The organism is Actinomadura macra NBRC 14102 (genome assembly GCF_001552215.1).
Lineage (GTDB): Bacteria > Actinomycetota > Actinomycetes > Streptosporangiales > Streptosporangiaceae > Spirillospora > Spirillospora macra.
Map to the genome: position 1 here is coordinate 1 of NZ_BCQT01000006.1, position 18,979 is coordinate 18,979.

Below are 18,979 nucleotides of genomic sequence, written 5' to 3' on the forward strand. Positions count from 1 at the left end.
AATGGTGACACCAACCAGTGGGGCGGCATGGACACCGTCCTCTGCGTGAACAATCTGTCGCGATTCCCGCAGCCGGTGGAACTGGACCTGCGGCGCTTCCGGGACTCGACCCCGATCGAATGCATGGGCGGCGTGCAGTTCCCCGCCATCGGAGAACTCCCCTACCTGCTGACGCTGCCGGGTCACGGGTTCTACTGGTTCCTGCTCCCGCCGCCGCCCGAGGAGCGGGACGAAGGAGTGATGTAGTCATGCGGCCGCCCGACCGTTCCCTGACCCGGCTCCTGGCGGGATGGCTGCCCCGGCAGCGGTGGTTCGGCGGCAAGGACAGCCCCATCGACGAGCTCACCATCGACACCTCGACCGAACTCGTCCCCGGCGACCCCGGCCTCCACCACCTCGTCCTCGACGTCCGCCAGAACACCACCACCGACCACTACCAGCTCCTCCTCGGCATCCGCCGCCACCTGCCCGAGCGGCTGCGCCCGCACCAGATCGGGCAGTTCGCCGGAGACACCCCCGGATACCTCTACGACGCGGCCCACGACCCGGAGCTCGCCCGCCCCCTGCTGACGCACATGGCCCGGGAGACGACCGTCGGCCCGCTGCGGTTCCGCCACACGCCCGGCGCGGACATCCGGACGGACCTGGACGGAACGCCCGTCACAGCCGAGCAGAGCAACACGTCCCTGGTCTTCGGCGGGACGTACATCTGCAAGCTCTTCCGGCGCCTGTCCCCCGGCGTGAACCCCGACCTGGAGGTCAACCTCGCCCTGTCGCGCGAGGGCTGCACGCACGTCCCGGCCGTGCACGGCTGGATCGAGATGGAGCCGCCGGACGGTGCGGGCGGCGAGCCCATCACCCTCGCGCTGCTCTCGGAGTTCCTGCGCACCGGGACGGACGGCTGGCGACTCGCGCTCACCAGCGTCCGCGACTGGTTCGCCCAACCCGAGCCGCTGCACGCCCCGCCCGGCTCTCCCGCCGCGCCACCGGGCCCGGCCGGCGCGCTGACGGTGGGCGACGCGGCGGCGGCCGGAGGCGACTTCGCCGCGGAGGCGGAACGGCTCGGCGCGGCCACCGCGCAAGTGCATCGCGACCTCGCGGCGGCGTTCGGTGTGACGCGAGCGGCGGCGGACGATCTGCGCGCGATGGCCCGAGGGATGGCCGCGCAGCTCGATCGGGTCGGTGCCGCCGTCCCCGAGCTGCGCCCGCACGCCCCGGCGATCCGCGCGGTGTTCGACCGGCTCGCGGCGAGCGACGACCCGCTGCCGGTGCAGCGCGTCCACGGCGACTACCACCTCGGCCAGGTCATGCGGACCGAGTCCGGCTGGGTGCTGCTGGACTTCGAGGGCGAGCCGGCCCGGACCCCCGCCGAGCGGCGCGCCCCCGCGCACCCGCTCCGCGACGTCGCCGGGATGCTGCGCTCGTTCGAGTACGCCGCGCGGTTCCTGCTGGCCGGAGGTGACGAGATGCCCCCGGAGTCGGCGGACGTGCTGGAGCGGCGCGCCCAGGTGTGGGCGGAGCGCAACCGGGCGGCGTTCTGCGCCGGGTACGCGGCGGCCGGCGGTCCCGACCCGGCCGCGCACACGGCGCTGGTGCGGGCGTTCGAGCTGGACAAGGCGGTGTACGAGGTCCGGTACGAGGCGCGGAACCGGCCGTCCTGGCTGCCGGTCCCGCTCCGTTCCCTGGAGCGCCTGGCGGGCGGTCAGAGGTCGATCGAGTAGTCGAGGATGACGCGGTCGGCGGGCAGGACGATGTCGCGGCACACCTCCATGACGCCGGCACCCGCCAGCATCCGGCGGGTGATGGCGAGGACGGGGACGCCGCCGGTCATACGGAGCGCTTCGGCCTCCTCGGGTGTCGGCATGCGCGAGCGGACGGCCTCCTCCACCCGTGTCGGCGGGTGGCCGAGGTAGGCCAGCTGCGCGAGCGTCCCGCCGGGCCACGGCTCGCGCCCCGGGTCGGAGATGGGAGTATCGCCGACGAGATCCCAGGGCAGGAAGTTGACGGAGATCTGCTGCGGCTCTCCGCGAGCGTAGAAGACGAACCGGCGGCGCAGCAGTTCGGTGCCGGTGGGCAGCTCGAAGAGCGCGCCCAGGTCGTCGTCGGCGCGCACGCGGGTGAACTCCTTGTCGAGGCGGTACTCCTCCCAGGTGATCCGCTGGTCCCGGGTGAAGGTCGTCTCGGGCACGGCCATCGGCCTGGTCACGGCACGGTAGCGGTCCATCGCGACGCGGCGCGCCGGCGGGATGACCCGCACGACGGTGCCACCGCCGCGGCGGGTCTCGACGAGCCCTTGCTGGCGGAGCAGCGCGATGGCCTGGCGCACGACGATCTCCGAGACACCGTGCATCTCGCACAGCTCCGCCATGGTCGGCAGCCGGGATCCTTGCGGAAGGCTGCCACCCCGTATCCCCTCTCGCAGCGTGTCGGCGATGCGCAGGTAGGCGGGACGGTCCGACACCGGCGTCACCTCCCCTTCGTTTCGGGCGCTGTTTCGGGCGCTGTTCCCGGCGCGGCCCCCCGTGTACGGCCCCCGTGATTCGACGCGGCGTTCGATCCTGACCCCGCCTCACACCCTCATCCATACCTTCTTCGCGCTATCTCAAGAGAGACGGTCCGCTTACGGACAGCTTGACACCTCTTAGACCGAGTAAGACTTTTGTATACAGAAGAGCCGCCTCGGGGAAAGGACGACCTTGATGGGCGACTTCGAGGATCAGAAGACGGCCATCGAGAGCGACTTCCCCGGCTGGCAGGTGTGGCGCAGCGATGCCGGCCGCTGGTACGCCACCCGCAGCACCGACCTGACGGACGCCCAACTCCAGGCGGGATACGCGATGACGGTGGCCGCGGACGACGCGGCCGGGCTGCGCGAGCTCCTGGCGGACCAGGCGCGCGAGGACCGGTGAGGCAGTGATGAGAGCCGCCGCGCGGTCCGGTTCGCACGCGGGAACGGGCACAGACAGGACGAACCGATACGGAAGGTACCTCTGGCGCTGAGGTGACACAGGAATGGAGGCCAGGGTGGTGGGGTCGATGTCACCCCTGGGCTCAGGAGACGTGACCGCATGGGCGACGCGTTCCGCGCGACCCCCCATCAAGAGTCGTGGCGCCCGTGCGGTCGCAACACCGGCCCCTGATCCACCACCGGTGACCCGCGTCACCTGAACAAACCGCAATCTCCTGGAAACAGGTCGCCCTCTCGCGTGAAACGTGCGGATCTCCGGGCACTCCTACTGAGGAACTGCCATCAGTGGACGAGGAGGCCATGACGTCATGGCACGGGTGACGCGCGCGGAGATCGATCGGCTCGTCGGAGGCGACCATCACGATCCGCACGGCATCCTCGGAGCCCATCCCGACGAGAGTGGCGTGACCGTGCGGGCGCTGAGGCCGCTCGCCGAACGGGTCGAGATCGTTCTGCCGAACGGCGACCGACATCCGCTCCGCCACGTCCACGAGGGCGTCTTCGCGCACACGCTGCCGGAGGGCGCCTCGCTCGCCGGTGACAGCGAGGACGATCCGCCCCTCGCGGTGCCCGACTACCGGCTCGCCGTGACGTACGGGGACGGCGTCGAGACCATCCAGGACGACCCGTACCGCCACCTTCCGACCCTCGGCGAGCTCGACCTCCACCTGATCAGCGAGGGACGGCACGAGGAGCTGTGGCGGGCACTCGGCGCGCGGGTCCGCACCTACGCCTCCGCGTTCGGCCCGGTCAACGGGGTCGGTTTCGCGGTGTGGGCACCGACCGCACGCGGTGTCCGGGTCGTGGGCGACTTCAACCACTGGGACGGCCGCGCCCACCCGATGCGCTCGCTGGGCTCCACCGGCGTCTGGGAGCTGTTCGTCCCGGGCGTCGGCGACGGCGTGTGCTACAAGTTCGAGATCCTCGGCGCGGACGGCGTGTGGCGCGCCAAGGCCGACCCGCTCGCGCAGGCCACCGAACACCCTCCGGCGACCGCGTCACGCGTGTTCACCTCCTCCTACGAATGGAGGGACGACGCGTGGATGGACGGCCGCAAGGGAAACGACTGGCTGCATGAGCCGATGAGCGCGTACGAGGTGCACCTCGGTTCGTGGCGGCCCGGCCTCGGCTACCGGGAACTGGCCGAGGAACTGACCGCGTACGTGAAGGACATGGGCTTCACGCATGTGGAGCTGATGCCCGTCGCCGAGCACCCGTACGGGCCGTCCTGGGGCTACCAGGTGACGTCCTACTACGCGCCGACCTCGCGGTTCGGGAGCCCGGACGACTTCCGGCACCTGGTCGACGAACTGCACCGGGCCGGCATCGGCGTGATCATGGACTGGGTGCCCGCGCACTTCCCCAAGGACGAGTGGGCGCTCGCGCGCTTTGACGGCACCGCCCTCTACGAGCACGACGACCCCACCCGCGGCGAGCACCCCGACTGGGGCACGCTCGTCTTCAACTTCGGTCGCGCCGAGGTCCGCAACTTCCTGGTCGCCAACGCCTCGTTCTGGCTGGAGGAGTTCCACATCGACGGGCTGCGCGTCGACGCGGTGGCCTCCATGCTGTACCTGGACTACTCCCGCAACGAGGGCGAATGGTCGCCGAACATCTACGGCGGGCGGGAGAACCTGGAGGCCATCTCGTTCCTCCAGGAGATGAACGCGACCGTCTACAAGCGCAATCCGGGCATCGTGACGATCGCCGAGGAGTCCACGGCGTGGCCAGGCGTCTCCCGTCCCACCCATCTCGGCGGGCTCGGCTTCGGCTTCAAATGGAACATGGGCTGGATGCACGACACGCTCGAATACCTGCGCCACGAGCCCGTCTTCCGGCACTACCACCACAACGAGATCACGTTCTCGATGGTGTACGCGTTCTCCGAGAACTACGTCCTGCCGCTGTCGCACGACGAGGTGGTGCACGGCAAGGGCTCACTGCTCAGCAAGATGCCGGGCGACACCTGGCAGCAGTTCGCCGGGCTCCGCGCCCTGCTCGCCTACATGTGGTCCCACCCGGGCAAGCAACTGCTGTTCATGGGCCAGGAGTTCGGCCAGGGCGCCGAATGGGCCGAGGAGCGCCCCCTGGACTGGTGGCTCCTGGAGAACGCCGCCGAGGGCGCCCTCCACCTCGGGCTCCAGAAGCTCGTCCGCGAGATGAACCGCGCCTACAAGGCGGAGCCCGCACTGTGGACGCGCGACAGCGACCACGAGGGCTTCCGCTGGATCGACGGCAACGATGCGAGCGGCAACACCCTGTCCTACGTGCGGTACGGGACGGCCGAGACCGGTGATCCCCCCGCCCTCGCCTGCGTCGTCAACTTCGCGGGTAACCCGCACGAGGACTACCGGCTCGGCCTCCCCTACGAGGGCGGCTGGCGCGAGGTCCTCAACACCGACGCCTATGAGTACGGCGGCAGCGGCGTCGGCAACCTCGGCCGTGTCGAGGCGACGGCCGAACCCTGGCACGGCCTCCCCGCCTCCGCCGTCCTCCGCATCCCGCCCCTGGGCGCCATATGGCTGGCGCCTTCGGATTCGATCCCGGCCCAAGAGGGCTCGCCTGGCGGCTCGCCCCCCTGACCGTGCTTGGGCGAGCGCTACAGCGCGTGGGGGCGGAGGTCGCTGGATCTGAGCTCCGTGGGGGTGGGCCGGGCGAATAGGGTGACGGGATGATCGCCGCCCAGCGCCTGCATATCGTTCCATCCCAGTTCATGGTGGAGCACCTGCCGAACGCGACGTTCCCCGAGGACGATGAATGGATCGCGCTCGTGCGGGCACCCGAGGGCCTCACCGTCGTCCGGGACGCCTCGCCGTTCGCGGAGGCGGAGCGGTGGATCGGCTTCTACGGCGACGCGGGCCACGGCCTGGACACCCCCGGGATGCTGGCGGCGATCGTCGGCCCCCTGGCCGAGGCGGGCGTGCCGGTGTTCGTCGCGTCCACCTACCACGCCGACCTGGTGCTGGTCCCCGAACATCGGCTGAAGCACGCCACCGACACCCTCACGGACGCCGGTCACCGCGTCACGGCTCCCTGACGGTCAGGGGAGGCGGTCGAGGAGCCAGCGGGGACCGGTGACGGCGGCGCCGGCACCCTCACAGCGGGCGCGGAGCCCCCGGTCGGCCGTCACGACCAGGTGGACGGTGTCCGGGCGCGGGTCGGTGAGCAGGCCGACGATATGGTCATCACCGCTGCCGGGCGCCGCGACGACGCTCACGCCGTCCCCCTGCTCGTCGGCCACCTTCCGCGCCGCGCCCTCGACCACCAGGACGACTTCCGGAAAAGCCTGGTCGTAGGAGACGAGCCCTCCTGGCACGCCCTGAACACCCCTGTTCAGCACCGAAAGCTCGTCACGAAGACGGGCGTTGGCGCCCGCACGGTCCTTCCACCAGCCGTCCGCGCGCGCGCCGACGACGTTCGCCGCGTCCACGACGAGGACGAGCTTCTTCATCGCGTCCTGAAGGCGGGGCCAAGAACGGGCGAACGGCGCGAACAGTTTGCGCTCCTCGACCTCCTCGGCGCGCACCCACTCGGCCCTGCGCGTCTCCCGTGACGCCGGTTCTACATGGACCCGCTCGGGCACGGCGGCCGTCACGGACGTGAACGACCAGCCGCCGTGATCCTCGACGCTGGTGCCCTGCACGTCCACGTCCCCGGGCGCGAGCGTGCACTCCTCGGACGTCTCCCGGAGCGCGCCGGTCACGGGGTCTTCATGGCTGTGCAGCGCGCCACCGAACATGCCCCACGTGCCGCCGCCGAGCCCCCACCAGGCCCGCTGCTGGAGCAGCACCCAGACCTGCCCGTCCGTGTCGCGGTGGTAGGCCAGCAGCCCGGCGGCGCCGAACCGGCCCCAGTGTGTGTGGCCCTGCCCGCATCCGGCCCAGCCGTCGCCGTCTCCCATGGGGCCGACGATATCCGCTGGACGATCCCAGTACGGTGGAGGCGTCGTTGGGGGGCGACGCCGGTGGACCCTGTCCATGTGAGACAGTCCCGAGGAGCCTGCAATGCCCGTCCTGCCGCTGGATCACGACGATCCCCGCGCCGCCGGCCGCTACCGGCTGACCGGCCGGCTCGGCGAGGGCGGTCAAGGCGTGGTGTACCTCGGGGAGGGGCCGTCCGGGGAACGCGTCGCGGTCAAGATGCTGAAGACCACCGATTCCTCGGCCCGCACGCGCTTCGCGCGGGAGATGCGCGCGGCCCAGCAGGTCGCCGCGTTCTGCACGGCGGCCATCCTCGATTCCTCGGCCGACGACGAGCTGCCCTACGTGGTCAGCGAGTTCATCGACGGGCCGTCCCTCCAGCAGCGCGTCCTGGAGCACGGGCCGCTGCGCGGCGGCGACCTGGAGCGGCTGGCGGTCAATACCGCGAGCGCGCTCGCCGCCATCCACGGCGCCGGGATCGTGCACCGCGACCTCAAGCCCGCGAACGTCCTGCTCGGCCCGGACGGGCCCCGCGTCGTCGACTTCGGCATCGCGCGTGCCATCGACGCCGAGACCCACACCCAGCTCGTCGGCACGCCTGCGTACTTCGCCCCCGAATGGCTGGACGGGCACCCTCCGACGGACCGCTCCGACGTGTTCGCCTGGGCGGGCACCATGGTGTACGCGGCCACCGGCCATCCGCCGTTCGGGCCGGCGACCAGCGTCCCGGCCACCCTGCACCGCATCGCCAACGGTGAACCCGACCTCGGCGGGGTGCCGCCGTCCCTGCTCCCGCTGCTCGCCGAGTGTCTCGCCAAGGACCCGTCCAGACGCCCCGCCGCCCGCGACCTGATGGTGCGGCTCGTCGACCCGTCCGCCGGTCCGCCCACCGTCCCGAACCCGATGGGCGCGCCGGTCCCGCCGCCGGGACACGGCATGCCGGGACTCCCACCGACCACGGACACCGCCGCCCCCGCGACGGCCCGCGGCCGCGGGCGGCTCGTCGCCGCCGCCGTCGCCCTGTGCCTCGTCGCGGCCGTGGCGGCGAGCGCGGCGGTGTACGTCCTGACAAAGGACGAAAAGGATTCGCCGTCACGGGCGGGCAGGCCGCCCAGCGCCACGGCCGGCCGGAACTCGACCACGCCGCCCACCGCCACGGCGGGGTCGACGGGCGGGCCGTCCTCGGCCGGCGGGGTTCCGGCCGGGTTCGACGGGACCTGGAAGGGCACGCTGACGCAGACGGGCGGGATCACCATGGGCGACTCGTCCACGACCGCGACGGTGAAGCTGAAGGCGGGCACCAACGGGGGTACCTCCGAATACGAGACGTGGGGCTGCCACGACACGCTCGTCGCCACCAGCGTGTCCGGGTCGACGGTCGTGTTCCAGGAGACTCCGCAGGACAGCAACGGGACGACCGGGTTCTGCATCGGCGGCACGGTGACGCTGAGACTGGTGTCCGGCACGCTGGAGTACACCTCGCCCGGCGTGGGGACGACCAGGGGAACGCTCCGCCGCGAAGGCTGAGCCCGTGACGAACCGCACAGTGCCGCCCGGTGCTCCGCGCGCATACGCTGCGGGGAGTCTCATGATCAGGGGGATCGAGTGAGGGTCGAGGCGAGCCCGGACCTCTCGTCCGGCGGGGAGACGATCAGCGGGGACGCGGTCGAGCTGTGGAACACGCTCTCGGGGGCGGAGCTGATCCAGGCCATGAGCGATGGGCGTTTCCCGCAGATCTCCGACATCAACGACTACATCCGCCAGGTGATCGTGTCCGCGGAGCCGGGCCGGGTGGAGATCTCCTGGACGCCGCACGAGGGCCTGTGCAACCCCGGCGGGACCGTCCACGGCGGCTACATCGCCATGATCCTGGACAACGCGGTGTGCCTCGCCGCCAGCAGTACGTGCGAGCACTTCATGCCGATGCTCACCCTCAACCTGAACATCGACTACCTGCGCGCCGTCAGCGCCGGTGAGACCTACACCGTGACCGGGACGTCCGTGCACCCCGGAAGCACCCGCATGGTCGCCACCGCGGTCATCGCCGATGCGCGGGGCCGCCCCGTCGCGCAGGCGTCGGGAAGCGTCCTGCCCAACCGCGCCTTCGCACGCTGAGGGCCCCCTCGCCAGCGCATAGGGTGGGGTCATGGTGGATCCCGGCACAGTCGTCAACGTCATCAAGCAGGCCCGGGACCGGCGGACGGCCCCGCTGATCCTGGAGCTGGACCTCACCGAGGGCCTGATGGAGTCCGCGCCCGCGGACCCGATCTCGGCGATCATGTCCATGCGTCGGACGAGCCTGCGCGACGTCCTGGACGGGCTGCGTCGCGCCCGCTCCGACAGCCGGGTGCGGGCCCTGGTCGTAAAGGTCACCGGCGGGGTCGGCCTGGCGCTCGCGCAGGAACTGCGGGAGGCCGTCCAGGGGTTCCGCGAGGCGGGCAAGCTCGCCGTCGCCTGGGCGGAGACCTTCGGCGAGGGCGGCCGCGGCACCGTCCCGTTCTACCTGGCCACCGGCTTCGACAAGGTCTACCTGCAACCCACGGGCGAGGTGGGCCTCACCGGCGTGGCGCTGGAGGAGCCCTTCTTCGCGGGCGCGCTGGAGAAGGCGGGCGTCCAGCCGCGCTTCGCCAAGCGGTACGAGTACAAGACCATGGCCAACACGTTCATGGAGAAGACGTACACGCCCGAGCACGAGGAGTCGTCCCAGCGGCTCGTGACGTCGATCGGCGAGCAGATCACCGCGGGCATCGCCGCCGCCCGCGACCTGCCCGTCGACAGGGTCCGCGAGCTCACCGACCGCGGCCCGCTCCTCGCCGACGAGGCACTGGAGGAGGGCCTGGTCGACCGGCTCGGCTACCGCGACGAGGTGTACGCCGACCTCCGCGAGCAGTTCGGGGAGTCGGTCCAGCTCCGCTACGTGGCCCGCTACAACCGCACGCACGGCCTCGCCCGCCGCATCCCGCAGCCGGGCCGGCAGGACGTCGTCGCCCTCATCAACGGGCACGGCCCGATCCGTCTCGGCCGCAGCGGTCGCGGCGGCCCGCTGCCGAACTCCGGCCCCGCGATGGGCTCGGACACGGTCGGCGCCGCGTTCCGGGCCGCCACCAAGGACGACCGCGTCAAGGCGATCGTCTTCCGCGTGAACAGCCCCGGTGGCTCCGCCGTGGCGTCCGACGCGATCTGGCGCGAGGTGGTGCTGGCCCGCCGCGCGGGCAAACCCGTGATCGTCTCGATGGGCGACGTCGCCGCCTCCGGCGGCTACTACGTGGCGATGGCCGCGGACACGATCGTCGCGCAGCCCGGCACGATCACCGGTTCGATCGGCGTCGTCGTCGGCAAGGCCGTCGTGAACGACCTGCTGGCCCGCGTCGGCATCGGCCTCGGCTCGGTCGCCGACGGCGAGCACGCCCGCATGTTCAGCGCCACCAAGGACTTCAGCGACTCCGAGTGGGAGCGGATCAACGCCTCCCTCGACCGGATCTACGACGACTTCACGGCCAAGGTCGCCGAGGGACGCGAGCTGCCGCGCGACCGCGTCCACGAGCTCGCCCGGGGCCGCGTCTGGACGGGCGCCGACGCCAAGGACGGCGGCCTGGTGGACGAGCTGGGCGGCCTCGACCTGGCCCTCGACCTGGCCCGCAAGAAGTCCGGTCTGGCCGCCGACGCCCCGGTCCGCACCTACCCGCACACCTCGCCGCTGGAGCGGCTGCGTCCGCCGGAGTCCAGCGAGGACCGCACCGCCGCGTCCGCCCGTTTCGACGGCTGGGGCTCCCTCGGCGGCCTCGCCGCCCGCCTCGGCCTGCCCGCCACCGGCCCCCTCACCCTCCCGGGTTCCTGGGAGATCCGCTGAGCACCGACTTCGTCGAGGCCGTCGCGGGCTTTGCCACAGGCGTGGTCGTGCTGACCGTCCGCGACGGCCGCGACGACCTCGGTACGACCGTGACCTCGTTCATGTCGGTGTCCCTTGAGCCGCCGATGGTCCTGGCGGGCGTGGCGTCATCGTCCTACCTGACCGAGGTCCTGCACCGCCGGGAGCGCTGGGCGGCGACCGTCCTCGCCGTGGGCCAGCGCGCCCTCGCGGGCCGCTTCGCCGCCGAGGGCCGCCCGAGCGCCCGCCTCCTCCTCGCGAGCGAGCCCCACCACCGCGGCTCCCTCTCGGACGCCCTGCTCCCCGACACCGGACTGGCCGCCCTGGAATGCGAGACCCGCCAGACCATCGAGGCGGGCGACCACACCCTCTTCATCGCCGAAGTCCTCGCGGCGGACTACATCACCCGCGGCGAAAAACCACTAATAAGAGTCAATCGCCGCTATCTCGGGGGTGAATAGAGTGCCGGATCGCGATGATGGCGACATGACAGCACACTCGCCGGAACTGCCCTTCGCTCTCACCCTCGACGACTACCTCGCCGCCGGTGAGGAGAAGTGGAACGACTTCGAGGTGGCAGAGGGCAACCTCGTCCTCCGCGAAGAGCGCAGTCGTCCCCACCAGAAGACGGCGTTCCGCCTCGCCGGCGCCTTCGAGACAGCGGTGCGAAAGTACCGGTCGACGCACCCGGGGGCCAACGCCCCCTGCTATGAGATCAACACCGAGGTGAACCTCCTGCTCTGGGAGGTCCCGCTGACGATTCGCAAGCCCGACGTCATCGTCCACCGCTGCCGGGAACAGTTCGAGATGCTCCAGGCAGGGGACGCGATCATTGTCGCCGAAGTGATCTCCCGTTGGTCGGAATCACGCGACCGCATCCACAAGATGGGCGAATACGCCAAGTCACGCATTCCGCACTATCTCATTATCCAGTTTGATGAGGTCGGGGCGACAATTGTGGAGCATTATGCCCTGATCGCCTCGGACACCACCTATTCCCGGATCAGCGTCACCCACCGAGACCGGGACATCTGGGCGCTCGACATCACCGTACCCTTCGAGATCCAGATCGGCTGGCAGGACCTCGATGTGGGGCCACCCGTCTGAATGGGGCGGGTTCAGACCTTGCGGCCGGCCTTCCAGACTGCGGCCACCTGGGGGACGCCAGGACGGTAGGCCAGGTGGATGTGGGACGGGGCGTCCAGCACCAGGACGTCCGCGCGTGCACCGGGGGCCAGATGACCGACATCGGTGCGGCGCAGGGCGCGGGCGCCGCCGGCGGTGGCGGACCAGACGGCTTCGGCAGGGGTCATGTGCATGTCGCGGACGGCGACGGCGATGCAGAACGCCATGCTGGAGCTGTAGCAGGAGCCGGGATTGCAGTCGGTGGCGAGCGCGACGGTGGCGCCGGCGTCCAGGAGGCGGCGGGCGTCCGGATAGGGCTGGCGAGTGGAGAACTCGACGCCCGGGAGAAGCGTCGCCACGGTGCGGGAGGACGCGAGGGCGTCGACGTCGGCGTCGCTGAGGAACGTGCAGTGGTCGGCGGACGCGGCGTCGAGCTCCACGGCGAGGCCGACGCCGGGGCCCTGGGCGAGCTGGTTGGCGTGGACGCGGGGGGCCAGGCCCGCCTTCATGCCGGCCTGGAGGACGGTACGGGCCTGATCGACGTCGAAGGCGCCGTCCTCGCAGAAGACGTCCACCCAGCGGGCGTGGGGCGCACAGGCGGCGAGCATGTCGGTGGTGACGAGGCCGACGTAGGCGTCGGTGTCGCCCCCGTACTCCGACGGGACCACGTGGGCGCCGAGGTAGGTGACCTCGTCGGCCAGTTCGGCGGCGATGCGGACGGCGCGTTCCTCATGCTCGACCGTGAGACCGTAGCCGGACTTGCACTCGACCGTCGTGTTCCCCTGCCGGGCCATCTCGTCCACGAGGCGGCGCAGGTTGGCGCGCAGATCGTCGTCGGACGCGGCGCGGGTACGGGCGACCGTGGTGCGGATGCCCCCCGCGCCGTAGGGGACGCCGCTCATGCGGGCGGCGAACTCCTCGGCGCGCTCGCCCGCGAAGACGAGGTGGGCGTGGGAGTCCACGAAGCCGGGGAGGACGGCCCGTCCGGCGGCGTCGAAGGACTCGTCGGCGGCGGGGGCCTCGGCGGTCGGACCCGTCCAGGCGATCGTGCCGCCGTCGATCACGACGGCGGCGTCGTGGAGGACGCCGAGGGGGCCTTCTCCGGTGCCGGGCTCGTTGGTGACCAGTTCCCCGATGTTCGTGATGGCGATGCTCACCACGGCAGGATCTCACGCTCCCGTCACGGTGCTGACGGCGCCTGCCAGGATGGCCGGAACGTCGTCGATGAGCAGGTGGCGACCGTCGTGGACGATCTGGCGCCCGGAGACGACCACGTGCCGGACGTCGGCCGCGGTGGCGGCGAAGACGGCGGTCTCGGCGAGATGCCCCGGGCCGGCCCCGGCGGTGCGGACCGAGCCGAGGTCCACGGTGACGAGGTCGGCGTAGGCGCCGGGTTCCAGGCGGCCCGCCTCGGGCCAGCCGAGGCCGTAGTGGCCGGCGGACGTGGCGGCGGTGATCAATTCCCCGGCCGTCCAGTGCCCGCGGACGCGGGTGCGGAGCCGCTCGTTCAGCTCGACGGCGCGGGCCTCCTCGAACAGGTCGAGGACGGCGTGCTGGTCGGAGCCGAGGCAGATCGGCGAGCCCGCGTCGGCGAGGTCGCGGGCGGGGCCGATGCCGTCGGCGAGGTCGCGTTCGGTGGTGGGGCACATGCACACACCGGTCATGGTGGTGCCGAGCAGGCCGATGTCCTCCTCGGTGAGATGGGTGGCGTGGACGGCGGTGGTCAACGCGCCCAGGGCACCGGCCTCGGCGAGGAGCCGCGTGGGCGTCATGTCGTAGACGTCCAGGCAGTCCTGGTTCTCGGCGGGCTGCTCCGACAAGTGGACGTGCAGCGGCGCCCGATGGTCGCGCGCCCAGGACGCGACGGCGCGCAGCTGCTCGGGGGGCACCGCGCGGACGGAGTGGATCGCGGCGCCGACGCGGGCGTGCAGGCGCGCCTTGTCGGTGTGCTCGTAGAGGCTGTCGACGCGGCGCGCCCAGTTGCCCGCGGTGCCGTCGCCGAAGCGGAGCTGCGGCCCCTGGAGCGGCTGCCCGATGCCGCCGGTGAGGTAGCAGGTGTCGAGGAGGGTGATCCTGATGCCCGCGTCCCCGGCGGCGGCGATCAGGGCTTCGCCCATCGCGTTGGGGTCGTCGTAGGGGGCGCCGCCGGGCTGGTGGTGCAGGTAGTGGAACTCGCCGACGCAACTGATCCCGGCGAGGGCCATCTCGGCGAACACCGCCCTGGCCAGCGCACGGTAGGAGTCGGGGTCGAGCCGGTCGGCGACCTTGTACATCTGGTCACGCCACGTCCAGAAGGTCCCCCGCTGGGTCTGCACACGGCTGCGCAGGGCGCGATGGAAGGCGTGGGAATGGGCGTTGGCCAGACCCGGCAGGGTCAGGCCGGGCAGGTGGAGCGCGTCCCCCGGGGAGGAGACGTCGCGGGTGACGCTCGTGATCCGTTCGCCGTCGGCCTCGATGAGCACGTCCGGGGCGACACCGTCACCGAGCCAGGCGAACTGGGCATGCCATTGCATATTGGATCTCTACCCGCAAGCCAGGTCAGCAAGTACCACGGTTAGTGCCTCCACTCCCGCCAGACAGTCGGCGGGCTCGGCGTGTTCGGCGGGCGCGTGCGAGATCCCGGTCGGGTTCCGGACGAACAGCATCGCCGCCGGCACGCGGGCCGACAGGACACCCGCGTCGTGGCCCGCCCCCGTCGGCAGGACGGGAACGCCTCCTGCCTGACAGGAGCCGACGGCCGTGCCGACGCGGTCGCGCAGCGCGAGGTTGAAGTCGACGATCTCGGTGTAGGACTCCTCGGCCAGGTCCACGCTCACCCGGTGCGCGCGGGCGGCGACCCTGGCCGCCTCGTCCACCTCCGCGACCGTCCGGCGGACGGCCTCGTCGGCGGGTCCGCGCGCGTCCAGCCAGGCGGTGACGGACGAGGCGATGGCGTTCACCCCGCCCGGCTCGACCCTGACCTTGCCGACGGTCGCGACGGTGCCGTTGCGCTCGGCGGCCTCCCGTGCGGCAAGGACCATCCCGGCGAACGGCGGCATCGGGTCGCGGCGGTCGCGCAGCAGGGTCGTCCCGGCGTGGTTGCCCTCGCCGGAGAAGTCGAACCGCCACCGGCCGTGCGGGACGATCGCGCTCGCCACCCCGACGGGCTGCCGGAGCGCGCGTCCTTGCTCGACATGGAGTTCGATGTAGCAGCCGATGCGCCCGAGGAGGTCCTCATCGGGTCCGATCGCCTGGGGGTCGAGCCCGGCGTTGTGCATGACCTCGGCGAAGGTGTGCCCGCCGGCGTCGGTGAGGCCGCGGGCCCGCTCCGGGTCGATCGCCCCCGACAGCAGCCGCGACCCGAGGCACGCGACCCCGAACCGCGCGCCCTCCTCCTCCGCGAAGGCCCCGATCCCGATGGGCCGCCGGGGTGTGGCACCGCGTTCGCGCAGCGAGTCGACGGCCGCGAATGCCGAGACGACGCCGAGCGGCCCGTCGAACGCGCCGCCGCCGGGCACCGAGTCCAGGTGGCTCCCGGTCAGGACGGCGTCGCCGCGCGCCCCGCCGTCCGGGTACCACCAGGCGACCATGTTGCCGTTGGCGTCGTGCTCCACCGGCAGGTCGCGGCGGCGCGCCTCGTCCACGAACCAGGCGCGGCACTCCAGCTCCGGCGGCGTCCACGCGAACCGGTGGTAGCCGCCGGTCGCCTCATCCCGTCCGACGGGCAGCAGCGCCGCCCACATCTCCTCGAAGCTCATGCCGTCTCATTGTGGGGGGACGACCCCCCACTCCCCCCGGACACCCGCGCATCATCGAGGGGGGACGACCCCCCACTCCCCCCGGACACCCGCGCATCATTGTGGGGGGACGACCCCCCACTCCCCCCGGACACCCTCATGGGAACCCGGACACCCCGCTCGTCCGCCACCTCGACAGCGCGCTCGTATCCCGCGTCGACATGCCGCATGACGCCGGTTCCCGGGTCGTTGGTGAGGACGCGCCGGAGCTTCTCCCCGGCGAGCGGTGTACCGTCGGCGACGCACACCTGGCCCGCGTGGATGGACCGTCCGATGCCGACGCCGCCGCCGTGGTGGATGGACACCCAGGTGGCGCCGGACGCGGTGTTGAGCATCGCGTTCAGCAGCGGCCAGTCGGCGATGGCGTCCGAGCCGTCCGCCATGCCCTCGGTCTCACGGTAGGGGCTGGCGACCGAGCCGCAGTCGAGGTGGTCGCGGCCGAGCACGATCGGCGCGCTGATCTCGCCGCGCGCGACGAGGTCGTTGAACAGTTCCCCGGCGCGGTCGCGCTCACCGTAGCCGAGCCAGCAGATCCGGGACGGCAGGCCCTGGAAGTGGACCCGCTCCCCCGCCATCCTGATCCACCGGGTCAGCGGCTCGTTGTCGGGGAACAGCTCCAGGATGGCCCGGTCGGTGCGGGCGATGTCCTTCGGGTCGCCTGACAGCGCCGCCCACCGGAACGGGCCCTTGCCCTCGCAGAACAGCGGGCGAATGTAGGCGGGGACGAACCCGGGGAAGTCGAACGCCCGCGTGTACCCGGCGAGCTGCGCCTCCCCGCGGATCGAGTTGCCGTAGTCGAACACCTCGGCGCCCGCGTCCTGGAAGCCGACCATCGCCTCGACGTGCGCGGCCATCGACGCGCGGGCGCGGGTGGTGAAGCCGGCCGGGTCCTTGTCGCGCTCGGCGGCCATGTCCGCGAACTCGACGCCCTGCGGCAGGTACATCAGCGGGTCGTGCGCGCTGGTCTGGTCGGTGACGACGTCGATCGGCGCGCCCCGCCGCAGCAGTTCGGGGACGAGGTCGGCGGCGTTCCCCAGCACGGCGATCGACAGCGGACGCCGCTGCGCCCTGGCCTCCTCGGCGAGCCGGAGCGCCTCGTCCAGGGAGTCGGCCCGCACGTCGCAGTACCGGTGGGCGACGCGCCGCTCGATGCGGGACGGGTCGCACTCGATACAGATCGCCACGCCCCCGTTCATCGTGACGGCGAGCGGCTGCGCGCCGCCCATCCCGCCGAGCCCTGCGGTCAGCGTGATCGTCCCGGCGAGGGTGCCGCCGAACCGCTTCTCGGCGACGGCCGCGAACGTCTCGTAGGTGCCCTGGAGGATGCCCTGCGTGCCGATGTAGATCCACGATCCGGCGGTCATCTGCCCGAACATCGTGAGGCCGAGCGACTCGAGGCGGCGGAACTCCTCCCAGGTCGCCCACTGCGGCACCAGGTTGGAGTTAGCGATCAGGACCCGGGGCGCCCACTCATGCGTCCGGAAGATCCCGACGGGCTTGCCCGACTGGACGAGCAGGGTCTCGTCCCCCTCCAGATCCGTCAGGGACCGGATGATCCCGTCGAACGCGTCCCAGCTGCGCGCGGCCTTCCCGGACCCGCCGTAGACGACCAGCTCGTCGGGGTGCTCGGCGACCTCCGGGTCGAGGTTGTTCTGGATCATGCGCAGGGCGGCCTCCTGCGGCCAGCCCTTAGCGGTCAGCGACGTGCCGCGCGGCGCGCGGACGGGACGGGGACCGGACATTGCGGACTCCTTAGGAGAGGGGGCCGGTGACGGCCTCGGCGGCGGCGACGAGCGCGCCGTCCCGGACGAGTTCGGTGGTGGCTGCGATCTCGGGCGCGAGGTAGCGGTCCGGGCCGGGCGGCGGGACGACCTCCCGCAGCCGCGCGACGACGGCGGCGGTCGCCGGGCCGGGGCGCAGCGGAGTGCGCAGGTCCAGGGCCCGCGCGGCGGTGAGGATCTCGACGGCGAGCACCTGGGTCAGCCCGTCCACCGCCTTGCGGAGCTTGCGGGCCGCGTTCCATCCCATGGACACGTGGTCCTCCTGCATCGCCGAACTGGGGATGGAGTCGGCGCTCGCGGGGACGGCCAGCCGCTTCAGCTCGGAGACGATCCCGGCCTGCGTGTACTGGGCGATCATGTGCCCGGAGTCGACGCCCGGGTCGTCGGCGAGGAAGGCCGGCAGCCCGGACGAGCGGCCCTTGTCGAGCATCCGGTCGGTGCGCCGCTCGGACATCGACGCGACGTCGGCGGCCGGGACCGCCAAGAAGTCCAGCACATAGGCGACGGGGGCGCCGTGGAAGTTGCCGTTGGACTCCACCCGCCCGTCCGGCAGCACGACGGGGTTGTCGACGGCCGACGCCAGCTCCCGTCCGGCGACCAACTCGGCATGGGCCAGGGTGTCCCGCGCGGCGCCGTTCACCTGGGGTGCGCAGCGCAGCGAATAGGCGTCCTGGACGCGGGTGCAGTCGGGCCCCCGGTGCGACTCCATGATCTCCGAGTCGGCCAGCAGCGCCCGCAGATTCGCGGCCGACGTGGCCTGCCCGGGGTGCGGCCGAAGTTCCTGCAGGTCGGCGGCGAACACCCGATCGGTACCCAGCAACGCCTCAACGGTCATCGCCGCCGCGACGTCCGCCGCGGTCAGCAGCCGGTGCAGATCCCCGATGGCGAGGACGAGCATGCCGAGCATCCCGTCCGTCCCGTTCAGCAGGGCGAGGCCCTCCTTGGCGCCCAGCGTCACCGGCTCGATCCCCGCCGCGGCCAGCGCGACCGCCGCGGGCTTGAGCTCGCCACCGGCGTCCCTGACCGACCCTTCGCCGATCAACGCCAGCGCGACATGCGCGAGCGGAGCGAGATCCCCCGAACACCCGAGGCTCCCGTACTCGAACACCTGCGGAGTGATGCCCGCATTGAGCAGCGCGGCCAGCGTCTTGGCGGTGGCGGGCTGCACTCCGGTCCGTCCGGTGGCCAGCGTCCGCAACCTGAGCAGCATGAGCGCCCGGACGACCTCCCGCTCCACCTCGGGCCCCGATCCCGCCGCGTGCGACCGGACGATGTTCAGCTGCAACTGGGCCCGCTTCTCGGGCGCGATGTGCCGGGTCGCCAGTGCCCCGAACCCGGTCGAGACGCCGTAGACGGGTGTGGGACGCGCCGACAGTTCCTCGATATGCGCCCGCGATTCGCCGATCAGCTTCAGCGCCTCATCGGTCAGCGCAACCTTCGCACCGTCCCGCGCGACCGCCGCGACCTGATCGAACGTCAGCGGATCCGGTCCGACGCGGACATCCGTGTCCCCCATAGCGAAACCCATACCCACCATCTGA

General features: G+C 71.9%; 17 protein-coding genes. 10 read left to right on the forward strand and 7 right to left on the reverse strand.

Annotation, left to right across the window (positions count from 1 at the left end; translation table 11 throughout):
- Both AMA02S_RS09200 and AMA02S_RS09205 read left to right on the forward strand, forming a co-directional pair.
- On the forward strand, positions 1-246 hold a 246-nt coding region (locus AMA02S_RS09200), incomplete at its 5' end, for an alpha-glucosidase C-terminal domain-containing protein (RefSeq protein WP_169806802.1).
- 2 nt (positions 247-248) lie between these two features.
- Positions 249-1,721 carry a maltokinase N-terminal cap-like domain-containing protein gene (locus AMA02S_RS09205; protein ID WP_067454827.1) on the forward strand — a complete coding sequence of 491 codons (1,473 nt, stop codon included), beginning with the start codon at positions 249-251 and terminating at the stop codon, positions 1,719-1,721.
- Here AMA02S_RS09205 and AMA02S_RS09210 read toward each other — a convergent pair.
- Positions 1,703-2,461, reverse strand: coding sequence for a GntR family transcriptional regulator (locus AMA02S_RS09210; RefSeq protein ID WP_067456794.1), 759 nt, complete (start codon positions 2,459-2,461; stop codon positions 1,703-1,705). The genes AMA02S_RS09205 and AMA02S_RS09210 overlap by 19 nt on opposite strands.
- A 238-nt stretch (positions 2,462-2,699) precedes the next feature.
- On the opposite strand from AMA02S_RS09210, the gene AMA02S_RS09215 reads away from it, so the two are divergent.
- From AMA02S_RS09215 to AMA02S_RS09225, 3 genes are all read left to right on the forward strand, one after another.
- Positions 2,700-2,909 carry a hypothetical protein gene (locus AMA02S_RS09215; protein WP_067454830.1) on the forward strand — a complete coding sequence of 70 codons (210 nt, stop codon included), beginning with the start codon at positions 2,700-2,702 and terminating at the stop codon, positions 2,907-2,909.
- A gap of 367 nt (positions 2,910-3,276) precedes the next feature.
- The gene (glgB, locus tag AMA02S_RS09220; protein ID WP_067454833.1) at positions 3,277-5,550 is read left to right on the forward strand and encodes a 1,4-alpha-glucan branching protein GlgB; all 2,274 of its coding nucleotides are present in this window, start codon (positions 3,277-3,279) and stop codon (positions 5,548-5,550) included.
- 89 nt (positions 5,551-5,639) lie between these two features.
- Positions 5,640-6,005, forward strand: coding sequence for an ACT domain-containing protein (locus tag AMA02S_RS09225; RefSeq protein WP_067454836.1), 366 nt, complete (start codon positions 5,640-5,642; stop codon positions 6,003-6,005).
- A gap of 3 nt (positions 6,006-6,008) precedes the next feature.
- On the opposite strand, the gene AMA02S_RS09230 is transcribed toward AMA02S_RS09225, so the two are convergent.
- Positions 6,009-6,869: an NUDIX domain-containing protein gene (locus tag AMA02S_RS09230; RefSeq protein WP_067454839.1), complete on the reverse strand. Its 861-nt coding sequence runs from the start codon at positions 6,867-6,869 to the stop codon at positions 6,009-6,011.
- Between the two features lie 103 nt (positions 6,870-6,972).
- On the opposite strand from AMA02S_RS09230, the gene AMA02S_RS09235 reads away from it, so the two are divergent.
- The 5 genes from AMA02S_RS09235 (at position 6,973) to AMA02S_RS09255 (ending at position 11,863) form a co-directional block, all read left to right on the forward strand.
- A complete protein-coding gene (locus AMA02S_RS09235) occupies positions 6,973-8,415 on the forward strand; it encodes a serine/threonine-protein kinase (RefSeq protein ID WP_067454842.1) in 1,443 nt (480 codons plus the stop codon).
- A 78-nt stretch (positions 8,416-8,493) separates the two neighbouring features.
- On the forward strand, positions 8,494-9,003 hold the full coding sequence (locus AMA02S_RS09240) for a PaaI family thioesterase (protein WP_245667422.1): 510 nt from the start codon (positions 8,494-8,496) through the stop codon (positions 9,001-9,003).
- A 31-nt stretch (positions 9,004-9,034) separates the two neighbouring features.
- Positions 9,035-10,738 (forward strand): signal peptide peptidase SppA, encoded by a 1,704-nt coding sequence (gene sppA / locus AMA02S_RS09245; RefSeq protein WP_067454845.1) that lies wholly within the window; start codon positions 9,035-9,037, stop codon positions 10,736-10,738.
- Positions 10,723-11,217 carry a flavin reductase family protein gene (locus AMA02S_RS09250; protein ID WP_067456800.1) on the forward strand — a complete coding sequence of 165 codons (495 nt, stop codon included), beginning with the start codon at positions 10,723-10,725 and terminating at the stop codon, positions 11,215-11,217. The genes sppA and AMA02S_RS09250 overlap by 16 nt, the downstream gene beginning before the upstream one ends.
- 1 nt (position 11,218) lies before the next feature.
- Positions 11,219-11,863, forward strand: coding sequence for a Uma2 family endonuclease (locus AMA02S_RS09255; RefSeq protein ID WP_157430481.1), 645 nt, complete (start codon positions 11,219-11,221; stop codon positions 11,861-11,863).
- 11 nt (positions 11,864-11,874) lie between these two features.
- Here the strand turns inward: AMA02S_RS09255 and hutI are convergent, their stop codons facing one another.
- Genes hutI through hutH form a run of 5 tightly spaced genes read right to left on the reverse strand, consistent with a single transcriptional unit; the run spans position 11,875 to position 18,954 of the window.
- Positions 11,875-13,038, reverse strand: coding sequence for an imidazolonepropionase (gene hutI, locus AMA02S_RS09260; RefSeq protein WP_218004896.1), 1,164 nt, complete (start codon positions 13,036-13,038; stop codon positions 11,875-11,877).
- Positions 13,039-13,050: 12 nt separating this feature from the next.
- On the reverse strand, positions 13,051-14,394 hold the full coding sequence (locus tag AMA02S_RS09265; RefSeq protein ID WP_067454869.1) for a formimidoylglutamate deiminase: 1,344 nt from the start codon (positions 14,392-14,394) through the stop codon (positions 13,051-13,053).
- A gap of 9 nt (positions 14,395-14,403) precedes the next feature.
- Positions 14,404-15,618, reverse strand: a complete 1,215-nt coding sequence (locus AMA02S_RS09270) for an allantoate amidohydrolase (protein WP_067454872.1) — start codon at positions 15,616-15,618, stop codon at positions 14,404-14,406.
- Positions 15,615-17,399 (reverse strand): urocanate hydratase, encoded by a 1,785-nt coding sequence (gene hutU, locus AMA02S_RS09275; RefSeq protein ID WP_245667424.1) that lies wholly within the window; start codon positions 17,397-17,399, stop codon positions 15,615-15,617. Before hutU ends, AMA02S_RS09270 begins: the two co-directional genes overlap by 4 nt.
- A 10-nt stretch (positions 17,400-17,409) precedes the next feature.
- Positions 17,410-18,954 carry a histidine ammonia-lyase gene (gene hutH, locus AMA02S_RS09280; RefSeq protein WP_067454875.1) on the reverse strand — a complete coding sequence of 515 codons (1,545 nt, stop codon included), beginning with the start codon at positions 18,952-18,954 and terminating at the stop codon, positions 17,410-17,412.
- Between the last annotated feature and the right edge of the window lie 25 nt (positions 18,955-18,979).